This is a genomic window from Thermovenabulum sp. (assembly GCF_049701175.1).
Classification (GTDB): domain Bacteria; phylum Bacillota; class Thermosediminibacteria; order Thermosediminibacterales; family Thermosediminibacteraceae; genus Thermovenabulum.
This window is the reverse complement of record NZ_JBNATW010000022.1, coordinates 1-12687: the sequence shown is the minus strand read 5'-3', so window position 1 is coordinate 12687 and position 12687 is coordinate 1. Positions and strand designations below refer to the sequence as shown.

Genomic DNA, 12687 nt, shown 5'->3' with positions numbered 1-12687 from the left:
AAATAAAATTCATAAATCTAAAAAGTAAATTTAAAGGAGGGAGAAATTTTGGAAACCGAAAAAACTCAACAGTTCATACAAAACATCCAAAATGTTGGTGAAATTGCTCGAGAACAGCAATTGTCTATAAGCCAGCAAATTCAAAGCAATTTAAATCAATCTTCTACTTTTATCACCGATTCAAAAAGACTTGAAAATCTTTATAATTTAGCCTCTCAATTACAGCAGGCTGCTATGCAGGGTATCTCTGAATTAAAAGCAAATGCTAATAATTACAGACAGATTATAGAAACAATGGAAAAAGAATGTTTTGAAGAGCTGATATCTCAAGATATGCAGGTTATCCAGGCAATGCAACAAGCAATTTCTGCATTAGCCCAAGCGCAAAATGCTTTGCTTCAAAGCAATTCGATAAGCAAAATGTTTGATTTTATATCAAAATGTGAAAATACTTTCACTCAAATCGAAAATGGAAACACTGATTTAAATCAGTAAATATGCCTTAATAAAATTTTATTAATTTTACAAACATTTCAAATACCACTGTTACTTTTACCTTCCTGGGTGAAATTAATTTAGAATCCACATACTCAGTTTTAAAATGAACCAGAGCTTCCATCCCGGGGTGGGCTCCATAAAGATGTATAAACTGGAGAAAAGGAATGACATCTTCAAAAAAGTGAACTGGTTGAGATGGTAAATTAGCTACGTATAACACCTTTACCTTTACCTCTACCTCTCCGTCCACTATAACTTTATCTTCTATTACTCTTACATCATCTACTATAAATTTTGCTTTTGATTCTACAATCCTTGCTGCATCAGGTTTACCAGCAGGTATTTCTACTGTATCCTGAATTATTGATTGTACTCTTCCTATCAATAAATTGCCTTCTACTTCATCTCTCACTGTCTGCAGTAAATATACATATCCGTAGGATGTACCGATTATTATTTCTCCTGGACTTCCTCCATCCAATTCTCCGGCAGAAACGCTAATAGCTCCATTAGGTATAACCTGGATTAATTTAATCTTAATATCTCTCTGATGTATTTCCAAAATTAAAAGACTATTCAAGGAAACAGCTATTATTTCATTTATACCATCATTATCTATATCAAAAATTACCGCATCATTTAATTTTTTTGACTCCGAAATTCCTTTTCTAAAAAAAGTAAACTCTTTATCTACCTTTTTAAGAATATATATATAGTCATCTTTTGAATTGAAAACTATTTCCGATTTTCCATCCCTATCAACATCCCCTACAACTAAAAAACCGTTAACTAAATTTCTTATAGCTATTGCCATCAATTGCCTTAATTCATTATTTTTTAACTCGAAAATGTATAATACCCCCGTAGAATCATTCACTTCTTTTACAACTATATCTATCTTTTTATCGTTATCTACATCCCCTAATGCAACCTTAATATTGCCTTTAAAATCCAGGCTATTTGTTAGCACTAACCTATTAATCCACCTAAAAATATAAAGCTTATTTTTAACAGTAACTAAAATTTCTACATTGCCATCCTTATCTACATCTTTTGCAGAAACAGATGTTATAACTCCTCCTAAACTTATACTTTCTCCCAATAATACTAATCTTTTATCTTCTAATTTAAAAATCAATATATTTCTATCGGTACCAACAATTATTTCATTTTTCCCGTCCATATTAATATCATAAACAAATACCATGTTGGAATCCTGACTTAATTCTAATCTGGATACCTCGTAAACTGTGTTTTTGCTTTTTTTAAATATAACAATTACTGAACCCTTTACATTTTCTAAATTGGCCACAGTTATAATTTCGTTAATTCCATCTCTGTCTACATCTCCTATTGTTGTTCTTGCTTCAAACCCTAAATCCTTACTTGCCCATTGAACGTTATACTTTGCCCTCATGCAAATTCCCCCTTTCTTAGCCCGTTGTCCTTTGTATCTATATTATTCGTAAAAACAAAAAAAGGTTAAAAAAATAAAAGGGCTTATTAGCCCTTATTTTTCAATTCTTCCATTATAGCAACACCTGAGCTTGTCCCAATCCTATTTGCACCTGCCTCAATCATCTTTATTGCAGTATCAAGATCGCGTATCCCGCCAGAGGCTTTTACCCCCATGGTATCACCTACAAGCATTCTTATAAGCTTTACATCCTCAACCGTTGCTCCCCCTGTGCCGAACCCCGTCGAAGTTTTTACAAAATCAGCATTAGCCTCCTGACAAAGTTTTACAGCTGTCACCTTTTCGCTTTCTGACAAATAGCAAGTCTCAATAATCACCTTTACCTTAGCATCTTTGTTTTCTTCTTTTACCGCTTTTACAACACTTTCTATATCCTCTCTTACTTCAAGATAATCACCGTTTTTCAAATATCCTAAATTTATAACCATGTCCACTTCTAAGGCACCCTGGCTAACCGCCTTCTTTGCTTCAAAGGCTTTAACTTCTCTATCTACCGCACCCAGCGGAAATCCAACAGTTGTACAAACCTTAATCGGTGTGTCTTTAAGTTTATTTACTGCGTACTCTACAAAGGCTGAATTTACACACACAGAATAAAAACCGTACTCTATAGCTTCACTGCACAACCTATCTATATCCTCAAAGGTAGCAGTAGGTTTTAAAAGGGTATGATCAATAAGTTTTGCAAGTTCATACCTTTGCATTTTAAACCTCCTTTTTTTCTTTTTCTTTAGAAGTGTATTTTATAACATCAACATCCTGAAGTACAATTAAACCTTCATTAATCATCTCATCTAATTTACCTAATATATTATTAATTTTTTCTTCAGTATCAATTATTTCCAATATTATAGGCAGATCCTCTGAAAGCCTCAAAATCTTTGATGTATGAAGCCGGCTGGAAGCTCCAAATCCTTCAATTCCCCTGTATACAGTTACCCCCGCTAATCCTTCCTTTTTTGCTAATTTTACTATTGCATTAAAAAGGCTTTCGCCGTGCCATTTATCGGATTCACCGATGTAAATTTTCAATAATTTTCCCCTTCCCTGCAATTTCATATTACCATCTCACCTTTTTTACAAAATAAATAGCCTTGCCAAAGTAATACCCAACCATACTCCAAAAAGGCCTAAAAGTAAATTTAAAACAATATTGAGGGCCGCAAGCAAAAACTCTCCTTCAAAAATAAACTGCATAGTTTCATAAGAAAAGGTTGAAAAGGTTGTAAAAGCCCCCATAATACCTGTAGTTAAAAAAATCCGCAGTTTAAAATCAATAATTCCGGCTTCAATACCGGACACCATCACAAAGCCCATTATAAAGCTCCCTAAGATGTTCACAATCAGCGTACCGAAAGGGAAAAACTCTCCAAATAAAGCTGCAGCCCAGCCTGAAAACAAATACCTTAAAATACCTCCAAAAAAGCTGCCTATACCAACTGCGATAATTCTATCCACTATTTTCCCCACCTACCGTTTAAAAAAGATATACATCTGCCCCTATTACACCTACTATTGTGCCTTTTTCGTTTTTAACAGGCGCAGACACCGCAACACATAGTTTATGGGTTGTAGCATCAAAATAAGGATTTGTTATAAACACCTTACCTTTCATCGCTTCTCTAAACCAAGACCTGAATGCAAAATTTTTTGAAATGTGTTGTTCATCAGTAATATATATTAAAGACCCCTCTTGGTTTGCCATGTAAATATTTGCTATAAAAGGCTTGTCTTTTAGGATTTCTTTAAATTCCTTTCTCTGTCTCTCTATATTGAAATTTATAACATAGTCCTTCTTTGAAAGTTCCAAAACCATCTCTTTTGTTCTTTCTATTAATTTATTATGTTCATCACTAAATTTAAAATTCTTTGTAAAAACTTCAAAGGTGGATTTAAGCTCCTCTGCCATCGCAAATATTCTTTCAGCATCCTTTACTATAACATCAATAGAGCTTTTCTGCTCCTGTGTAGAAGCGGAAATCTCTTCCACTCCTGCTGCAGTTTCCTCGGCTACTGCCGCAAGCTCATCTACAGCTTCGGAAACACTTTTTACCTTTTCAACCTGTTTTAAGGTTAAATCATTTATCCTCTGCATTGCACCCCATAAATTATTTATTTCATTGATTATATCATCAAAAGCCTTCTGTGAATCCTTACCTTTTGAAATATTCTGGTCAACCGTTGCTACACTTTTCTTCACTTGTTCTGCAGTAAGCTTTGACTCTTCCTTTATCTTAAAAGAAAGTTCCCTTATTTCCTTCGCTGCATTTCCGGATTGTTCTGCAAGTTTTCTTATTTCTCCCGCAACTACGGCAAAACCTTTACCCTGTTCACCTGCTCTTGCCGCCTCAATTGCAGCATTTAAAGCCAAAAGATTCGTCTGACCGGCAATTTCCGTGATTACATCAACAAAATCGTTTATCTTAACCGTCAGTTCTTCCAATCGTTCCATCATTTCTGAAGATTCCCTGCTTGTTTTTGAAGAAAATTCCAGACCATCAATTAATTCGTTTAATACCCCTTTTGCTTCTTTTGCCTTAACAACAATCTTTTCAAGGCCTTCAGACCCTTTTAAAGTCTCACTGGCGATGTTATCGGAAAGGGAATTCAATTCTCCCATGCTCAGAGTCATGGTCTGAGCAGATTCAGCTTCCTTTGTAGCACCGGCAGCAATTTCATTTACAGAATTAGCTATTTGTTCCGCTGCTGCTCCAATATATTTAACATTACCCGTAAATTTTTCTGCAAAGTAATCTATCTGTTCTGATGTGCGCTCTACGTTTTCAATTAAACCAAGTATTTGCTCAAAAATATGAGCTACCGGCTTGAATAAAAACTCAAATTCCCCTTTCATTTTAGACAATTCGCCAAAAATTGCAATACTCCCGGAAGAAAAATCATGTATTATGGTAGAGAGCCTTTTTAGGGGCTTTAGGAAATTAGTAAAAAATATCCCGCTTACAATAATTATAAAAACCACAGTAAGTATAAAAGGAACTACAATTTTATTAAAAGCTATACCAAAACCTAATAATAATACTGAAAAAACAATTAGAGGAATAATATGTAAAATAGCGATGTAGAATAATTTATAGGGCTTCATAAATATGCACCTCCCTAAATATAACAAATTCGACATCAAGCCATTTTTTCCCTTCATTTGCAAAAAATTTTAATAAGATATTTTTGGACTTTTTGAAAAAAATCTGCTATTATTGATATAGTCAAAAGAATTTTCATAAAATATCTGAAAGGAAGTAAGAAGATGAAAAAATCTTTTTATGTATTTTTATTAATATGCCTGTTTTTTTTAACATCCTGCATGCCGAAACCATCTGTAGAAAAGGCAAAAATCACCCTATACTATGCCAATAAAGACAATGATAAAATTTTAAGCGAAGAAAGGGAAATTACTTTGCAAAAAGGCGAGTCCCTTCCAAAAAGAGCCTTAGAAGAACTTTTAAAAGGGCCGACCAGCCCCGAATTAAGAAATAATATTCCTGCAGAGACTAAAATATTAGATTTGGACATAAAAGACAAAATAGCAACGGTAAATTTTTCAAAGGAATTTTCACAATTCCCCGGCATAATGGCAGAAAGCTTTGCAATAATTTCTGTAGTAAATACCCTTACGGAATTCCCGGAAATTGAAAAGGTTCATATTTTGGTAGATGGCAAGGAATTGATCGCTCCAAGCGGAATGCCTTACGGATTGCTTAAAAGATATGATTTAGCTTCAATTAACAATTCTATTATGAATAAAACAACTATTACACTATATTTTTCCGATGACGGAGCAAATTATCTCGTGCCAGAATACAGAGAAGTTGTAAAAGATAAACCTCTTGAACAAATTATCGTAGAAGAATTGATAAAAGGCCCGCAACAACCCGGCCACTATAAAACTATCCCCCCGGAAACAAAGCTTCTCTCTATAAAAGTAGAAAACGGTACCGCTGTTGTAAACTTTTCAAAGGAATTAAAAACAAAGCACTGGGGTGGTTCCACGGGTGAAGCGTTCACAATATTTTCTATAGTAAATTCTTTAACAGAACTGCCTGAAATAAAAAAAGTAGAATTCTTAATAGAAGGTAAAAAGGAAGAAACCTTAGCAGGGCATATGATTTTCAACGAACCTTTTACGAGAAATGAGAATATGATAAAAAAATAGGCTCTAAAAAAGAGCCTATTTTTTATATACCTATATTATTTGACAACCCAAAGTTCTCTCGGCTTCTTTTAAAGCAAATTCATGAGCTTTTTCATCAAAAGAAGCTACACCGTCTTTGTATATTTTTACAACATATCCTCTTTCTCTTGCATCCTTAGCAGTATATAAAACACATATATTTGTGCAAACGCCCACAAGATGGATTTCTTCAATGCCTTTTTCCCTTAGATAAAGGTCTAAATCCGTTCCGTAAAAGGCGCTATAACGGCGTTTTTTAATTATTTTTTCTTCATTATTCACTTCAAATTCTTCTATTATTTTACTGCCCCAAGTATTTGCTATACAGTGAGGAGGAAACATTTCAAATTCCTTGTCATCCTTTTCGTGATTGTCACAGACAAAAATAATGGGAAAGGCCATTTGCCTAAATTCAGCAATTTTCCCTTTAATAAAAGGGATTATACTCTTGCCTACCCCGCCTATAAATAAACTCCCCTTCTCATCAATAAAATCATTAAGCATATCAATGACCAGAAGGGCTTTACTCATTATGTTTCCCCCTTTTACTAACTCCTTTTTCAGTTTTATGCTTATATTATCATCTAAATAATAGGTATTGTCAATTAATTGCAATTTTTATTTTTAGTTCCACCCTCTACTATAATCACTGTTGCAGTCCATACACACTTTTTTACCTTCCATCAATCTTATTTTGTTTTCTGCAGCCATTTCACCGCATATTTCGCATTTTACAGACCTAAATATTCTTGCCTTTTCAGGTATATCAAAATGTGGCTTCTTGAACTCAAAAATATCTTCCACTGGAGCGCTTAATAGGTATTTCATTTTTTCTTCCCTGCTCATCTCCTTATCCGATGGTTTTAATACGATCCTAATTCCTTCTTTAGTATCCCTTTTGAAAAACGTAAAAGCCTGCTTTCCTGTACCTCGAAATATCAGGTTTCCCTTTCCCACAGTGCATCCGGCTATTACCTGAACAGCATCGACTCCGCATGCATCGTTTTCGGTAACGCATACAATCTCCTCATCTTTTGAAAATCCTATGTTTAGCTTTTCTTTTGCTGCTTCGCAAGCTCTGAAGCCTATCGCAAGGCCCGGACACTCGTGCCCGTGAAACAAAACACATTTTTCCCATAATTTTTTGTCCATATTTATCCTGGTCATCTAAACTGTGACAAACTTCCCAGTTTAGACGGCTGGGGTATTTTTTACCGCCTTTCAGGTTGTCCCTACCCCAGCAGGCGGTATTTGGGACAACCATAGCCCCTGCCCCAAGAAGCAGGAACTCGCGCCCTTAACCGGGTCTCCCCACTTGCCCTGAATGTAATACTCCCTTCAGGACAGAGACGTCCCTTAATACCCTCTCAGGGGAGAGTGGCGTTACCACCGCTACCTTGAGAACTCGCCAGAGATTATAGCTTGTGCTATAGGCACTAATACTTGTTCCACCCAGAGGTATTAGTGCCTTCCCTGGCTCACTCCCAAGGCTTTTTATCAGTTTTATCGCTCTGTCTATCTCCTTTAGTTGCCTTTTCTTTAGTTGTTTGTTCTTAACCGTTCTCTTTACGTGCTCTTTTAATTCCTCCAATTCGTCAGCATCTAAATCTTTTAGAATTGCCATATACCCTTCGGGAATTTGCTCTTTTAATCCAAGTCCTCTTCTTGCTATGACATACGAAGCTGCTATGTCCTTGCTTATCATATACTGCGGTGCAAACTTCAGCATTCCTATCACTGATGTATAGGCGGGATTAACCTCTATTACTTGTATACCTTTCCTCTTCGCTAAAACCTTGATTTTTTCCAAAAGTGACCTGTAGCTAAAGCTGTGCCTTATCCTCCTTGATTTCCTCCCTGAAAAATCCCCTCTTTTTCCTTTGTCTCTTATGTCCAATCTTTCGATTGCTATTGCTTTTTTCTTTTCTTCTGCTAGCCTTACTATTTCATGAGCATACTGCCATCTATAATATTCCCTCTTATTTGAATTGCCGCTTGTAAGTTCAGGCATCGGTATTCTGCCATAACTTACAAGCTTACCGTTCTCATCTGTTTCTGACCACGCTATGTGGTCCGGATATGCGTTAACATCTATGCCTATAACTCCATTTTCCTTTGTTACCAAAACTTCCGGAAAGTTTTCTTCAATTGTAAAGTAAGCATATACCTTCCCGTTTTTGAGTTTTAGCTCGACGGAATATGGTTCTTCCCTGGTGCTTATTGCTTGTAGTAATTCCTCCCGGCTCTTTCCTTTTTTCCATCCCGCTTGTATCTTGGGATATACATACTTTCTTTCCCCTACGTTTATCCTTAATCTCATACCATATTCATCTATCTCGATCCTTGTATTCAGGTTCCCTTTCTTGCTCTTATCTCCCCTTGAGTAGAGATTGCCTTTCCTTCTTTCTTGCCACTCAAGTTTTAGCTCCTTGTATGCTCTTCCATTTATGTGCCGTTTCTTTAGTTTTTCAAATAGACTCCTGCCGCCAAAGATAACCTTCCTCGGATTCTCTTCCCTTTCTTTGCAAGACTCTAAAACGCTTTTTGCCTTCATTATCGCATCATCTACATACCTCGAATTTAAATTAAAAATCCCTTGAAGTTCTTTTTTTAGTGTATTTCTGCTTTTACCTTCTAAAAGTCTGTTATATGCGAATCTTGCGCAGGATGACCATCTTCTCATAAGGTCTAATACTTCTTGTTTATCTTCTTTACTGTCAAAAACAAGTTTAGCTTGGATTGTTATCATGCTTTTTACCACCTCTTTGCCCGTAAATCCTGGCTGCAAATGATGTAACTATTGCTATTAAGTCTTCTGCTAGTTCTTTGTTTACATCTTCTTCATTTTCCTTTCCATCCAAAACTACAAGCTCTACTCCAAAGCTTTCCATGAAAAACTTGAGATATTCAAATCCAAATCTCGCAAGCCTGTCAGGATATTCCACTACAACTTTCTCAACTTCTCCTCTTTTAATCTTGTTCAAAAGTTTCTGCAGTCCTCTTCTGTTTTCATTTACTCCACTTGCTATCTCAGATATAACCTCATACTGCCAGCTTTGAGAATTAGCATACTCTTCAAGTCTTCTAATCTGATTTTTAAGGTACTCTTCCTGTTTTTTCGTAGACTCCTTTTCCCAGTTTATTAGTGTCCTTCTGCTGATACCATATATCTCCTTAACCTTTTGCACACTTAGTATCATTCAATATCACCCAATCAAAATTATACCTTTTTGCATTATTATTTTCAACTGTTGTGACCTCTTCTACTTATACACTATCGAGTTTAGGAAAGTATGGCTTTATGTCTAACAAGGGGCTACCGTCTATTGCATCTATCCCCCTTACCGTCAAGCGGTTTTCTTCTACTTTTAGCAATTCTACAACGCAAAAAGCAATGGGATTTGGGCGATGAGGCGAGCGACATGCAAAAACACCCTTAATTTGGGACTAACCCCCTTTTGAGATATTTTATTACAAAGGTACTACTAAGGGCAAATTTTGATGTTTTTTAACTGTAACTGGCACTCCATAAACGCAAGAAATGTTCTCAGGTGTCATAATTTCAATTCCTCCACATGCAAAAACTGAGTTATCTTTAAGAAATAGGAATTTGTCAGAAAAACGCAAAGCAAGGTTAATATCATGAATAACCATAATAGCCGCTATATTTTGTTCATATACACATTTTTTGACAATTTGTAAGACTTCTAACTGGTTTTTCAAATCGAGATTATTTGTAGGCTCATCAAGAAGAAGTATTTCAGGCTCTTGAGCTAATGCCCTTGCTATAATAACTTTTTGCAGTTCTCCTCCGCTCAATTCATTAATTTTTCGCAAAGCAAGTTCTTCCAAGTTAAAAACCCTAAGTATATTATTTACTATTTCGAGGTCGTGAGCAGAAACATCCCATTTTATATAAGGTTTTCTTCCCATCAATACGGCCTCAAAAACCGTAAAATTTGTCCCGTCAAGATTATAACTTTCGTACCTTTGAGCAACATAGCCAATTTTTTTGGCTACTTCAAGGCGCGAAAGTTTTAAAACATCTTTCCTATCTATAAAAACCGTTCCTTTTTGAGGCTTTAATATTTTGTTTAAACATTTTAAAAGAGTAGATTTTCCTGCACCGTTATTGCCAAGAATAGAAAGGATTTCTCCTTTTTTTACCTCAAATTTTACCCCTTTTAATACAGGCCTGCTACGGTAAGAGAAATCTATACCGTCAACCTGTAAAATCATCCTTTTACCCCCTTAAATAGAAGGTAAAGAAAAAGTGGCGCTCCTAAAAAGGAAGTAATCGCCCCTACCGGCAAAACCACAGGTGAAATAATAGTTCTCCCCACCGTATCCGATGCAAGGAGCAACAATGCACCCATTACCGCAGAGCCTGGAATAAAATAACGGTGGTCTCCACCGATTAATCTTCTTATAATATGAGGTGCTACAAGACAGATAAAAGCTATTATTCCTAAGAACGAGACAATTATTGAGGTTATTAGTGATGCCACAAACATTCCAGAAATTCTTACCTTTTCTACATCTACACCCAATCCCTTTGCCGTTTCTTCCCCCCCGGTGATTACATTGTAATTCCATCTGTTTAAAAGAAAGTATATAAAAGCTGCACCTATAGCAATTGACATAATACTTAATTCCTTCCACGATGCCCTACCTAAATCGCCAAATGTCCAAAAAACGATTGAGGCCACCTGTACTTCGTTTGCAAAATACTGCAATATAACGGTACCTGCTGAAAATAAAGAACCTAAAGCTACACCTGAAAGCACCATTGCTTCCGGGGAAACCCCTTTTAATTTTGCAAATAAAAGAACTATTACTGTTGAAGCCATAGCACCTATAAGTGCAAAAACCGTAACTAAATAAAAATTATTTATTATAACCGCATCAGCGCCTGTGCTATGGGTGCTCCCAGCCCCAAGGGCGATAATTGCAAACGCCGCACCAAAAGCAGCTCCTTGTGAAATACCTAAGGTAAAAGGAGAAGCAAGAGGATTTCTCAATAGAGTTTGCACCACGCAACCCGCAATAGAAAGTCCTGCACCTGCAACAACAGCTGAAAGCACTCGAGGAAGCCTAATATTCCATATAATTATTTTGTACCGTTCTTCCCCTTTACCTAACAAAGTCATAAATACCTGGCCCGGCGAAAGTTCAGCCGAGCCAGCATTTACAGAATAAATGAAAAGCATTGCAACCATGAGAAAAAGTAAAGCTATTGTATATATTTTCCTTTTGGAATAATTTAAATAATCTTCTTTAGTAAATCTTCTGTATGTATTTACCACATCGTTTTCCCCTTTTTCAATTTTTTATTATTTACCAAATTTAATTATCCATATCCAATTTCTTAAATCCACCGTAGATTTCTGCCATCTGGTTGTAAAGGGGTTTATTTAAGAAAAACTTGTAAATTTCATCAGCCTTTTTTGCAGGATCAATATCATTAAATCTTTCTGGGTATATGACCTTTCCTATCCAGTAAGCATCAGCTATTGCTGTATCGATATTTGTAGTGTAATAGTTATACGGTAAAAATCCATAAACACTTTTTTCCTTAAATGCCTTCAACGAATTGTAAAATTTAGTATTCTTATCATAATCCTGTTTTACCAAATTTAAATTGTTTTCATCGATAAAAATGATATCAGGGTCCCAAGCTATGAGCTTTTCCTTCTCAATCATAATACTTCCCTTCTGCCCTGTTTCATCTGCTACATTCTTAGCATTGACTGCTTTGAAAGGAGGAAAATTCGCCTGGGTACTTTCAATTCCGTGTCCACCCTTCATCCCCAAAGCTCCAACATAAACCTTTGGTTTTTTTTCATCTGGAATATCCTTAGTCCTATTATCAAGATCTTGCTGACACTTCTTTATATATTCCACTACTTCATTTGCCCGTTTCTCTTCTCCGATAATTTTGCCAATAATATTCAATGATTTAAAAACATCCTCGTCAAAAGTAGCAAATTTTCCGTAGCTCAGCACTACTACAGGTATACCTGTTTTGGCCTGAAGCTCATCTGCTTTTGTTTTATCTACCAAATAGGTTACAAATATTACATCAGGTTTTACGCCTGCGAGTTTCTCCGCATCCGGTGCAGAATCAGCTCCTCCTGGTCCTATGACGGGCAGTTCCTTCAACTCCGGATATGCCATTATGTAAGTTCTCCCTGATGAAGGCCATTGTTTTTCTGCATTCTCAACACCTACAACTTTGCTTGCCCCATTCACATAACATACAAGCCTTAAAGCTCCAGGTCCAATTGCTACAATTCTCTTCGCAGGTAAACTTATTTCAACATCCCTTCCTAACATATCGGTTATAACAACACTATTAGAATTAGCTGTATTTTGTGTGTTAGCAGTTTTGGAGCATCCCGCTGTAAGAATCGCAATTAAGCACAAAATTAAAATTAATTTTACAAGGGATTTTTTTGATTTCATCTCAAATCCTCCTCGTATAATATGTTTTAGAAATTATCACAGAACCTTTTTTAGGTTC

14 protein-coding genes and 1 pseudogene are annotated in these 12687 nt (G+C 35.9%); 2 read left to right on the top strand and 13 right to left on the bottom strand.

From position 1 onward, the window contains the following. Nucleotides 1–48 precede the first annotated feature (48 nt). Nucleotides 49–495 carry an exonuclease SbcC gene (locus ACPLVF_RS08415; RefSeq protein ID WP_424907385.1) on the top strand — a complete coding sequence of 149 codons (447 nt, stop codon included), beginning with the start codon at nt 49–51 and terminating at the stop codon, nt 493–495. A gap of 7 nt (nt 496–502) precedes the next feature. Here the strand turns inward: ACPLVF_RS08415 and ACPLVF_RS08410 are convergent, their stop codons facing one another. The 5 genes from ACPLVF_RS08410 to ACPLVF_RS08390 form a co-directional block, all read right to left on the bottom strand. Then, nucleotides 503–1915 carry an FG-GAP-like repeat-containing protein gene (locus ACPLVF_RS08410; RefSeq protein WP_424907384.1) on the bottom strand — a complete coding sequence of 471 codons (1413 nt, stop codon included), beginning with the start codon at nt 1913–1915 and terminating at the stop codon, nt 503–505. Nucleotides 1916–2001: 86 nt separating this feature from the next. Next, nucleotides 2002–2679, bottom strand: a complete 678-nt coding sequence (gene deoC / locus ACPLVF_RS08405) for a deoxyribose-phosphate aldolase (protein WP_424907383.1) — start codon at nt 2677–2679, stop codon at nt 2002–2004. A 1-nt stretch (nt 2680) separates the two neighbouring features. Next, nucleotides 2681–3034, bottom strand: a complete 354-nt coding sequence (locus ACPLVF_RS08400; protein ID WP_424907382.1) for a DUF190 domain-containing protein — start codon at nt 3032–3034, stop codon at nt 2681–2683. Nucleotides 3035–3052: 18 nt separating this feature from the next. Further along, complete coding sequence (gene crcB, locus ACPLVF_RS08395; protein WP_424907381.1) at nt 3053–3433, bottom strand: fluoride efflux transporter CrcB; 381 nt, start codon at nt 3431–3433, stop codon at nt 3053–3055. 19 nt (nt 3434–3452) lie between these two features. Next, a complete protein-coding gene (locus tag ACPLVF_RS08390) occupies nt 3453–5078 on the bottom strand; it encodes a methyl-accepting chemotaxis protein (RefSeq protein WP_424907380.1) in 1626 nt (541 codons plus the stop codon). A 162-nt stretch (nt 5079–5240) separates the two neighbouring features. On the opposite strand from ACPLVF_RS08390, the gene ACPLVF_RS08385 reads away from it, so the two are divergent. Then, nucleotides 5241–6146, top strand: a complete 906-nt coding sequence (locus ACPLVF_RS08385) for a GerMN domain-containing protein (protein ID WP_424907379.1) — start codon at nt 5241–5243, stop codon at nt 6144–6146. Between the two features lie 30 nt (nt 6147–6176). Here the strand turns inward: ACPLVF_RS08385 and ACPLVF_RS08380 are convergent, their stop codons facing one another. From ACPLVF_RS08380 to ACPLVF_RS08345, 8 genes and pseudogenes are all read right to left on the bottom strand, one after another. Continuing rightward, nucleotides 6177–6695 carry a cysteine hydrolase family protein gene (locus ACPLVF_RS08380; RefSeq protein WP_424907378.1) on the bottom strand — a complete coding sequence of 173 codons (519 nt, stop codon included), beginning with the start codon at nt 6693–6695 and terminating at the stop codon, nt 6177–6179. Between the two features lie 93 nt (nt 6696–6788). Continuing rightward, on the bottom strand, nt 6789–7316 hold the full coding sequence (locus ACPLVF_RS08375) for an FmdE family protein (RefSeq protein WP_424907377.1): 528 nt from the start codon (nt 7314–7316) through the stop codon (nt 6789–6791). A 145-nt stretch (nt 7317–7461) separates the two neighbouring features. Next, nucleotides 7462–8913 carry an IS200/IS605 family accessory protein TnpB-related protein gene (locus ACPLVF_RS08370; RefSeq protein WP_424907376.1) on the bottom strand — a complete coding sequence of 484 codons (1452 nt, stop codon included), beginning with the start codon at nt 8911–8913 and terminating at the stop codon, nt 7462–7464. Further along, nucleotides 8894–9364 carry an IS607 family transposase gene (locus ACPLVF_RS08365; RefSeq protein WP_424907375.1) on the bottom strand — a complete coding sequence of 157 codons (471 nt, stop codon included), beginning with the start codon at nt 9362–9364 and terminating at the stop codon, nt 8894–8896. Before ACPLVF_RS08365 ends, ACPLVF_RS08370 begins: the two co-directional genes overlap by 20 nt. Nucleotides 9365–9431: 67 nt before the next feature. After that, nucleotides 9432–9608 (bottom strand): annotated as a pseudogene (locus ACPLVF_RS08360) (TrmO family methyltransferase domain-containing protein); the annotation flags it as partial. 27 nt (nt 9609–9635) lie between these two features. Continuing rightward, nucleotides 9636–10403, bottom strand: coding sequence for an ABC transporter ATP-binding protein (locus ACPLVF_RS08355; RefSeq protein WP_424907374.1), 768 nt, complete (start codon nt 10401–10403; stop codon nt 9636–9638). Then, nucleotides 10400–11383, bottom strand: coding sequence for a FecCD family ABC transporter permease (locus tag ACPLVF_RS08350; protein ID WP_424907415.1), 984 nt, complete (start codon nt 11381–11383; stop codon nt 10400–10402). The genes ACPLVF_RS08355 and ACPLVF_RS08350 overlap by 4 nt, the downstream gene beginning before the upstream one ends. A gap of 127 nt (nt 11384–11510) precedes the next feature. Further along, the gene (locus tag ACPLVF_RS08345) at nt 11511–12629 is read right to left on the bottom strand and encodes an iron ABC transporter substrate-binding protein (protein ID WP_424907373.1); all 1119 of its coding nucleotides are present in this window, start codon (nt 12627–12629) and stop codon (nt 11511–11513) included. Between the last annotated feature and the right edge of the window lie 58 nt (nt 12630–12687).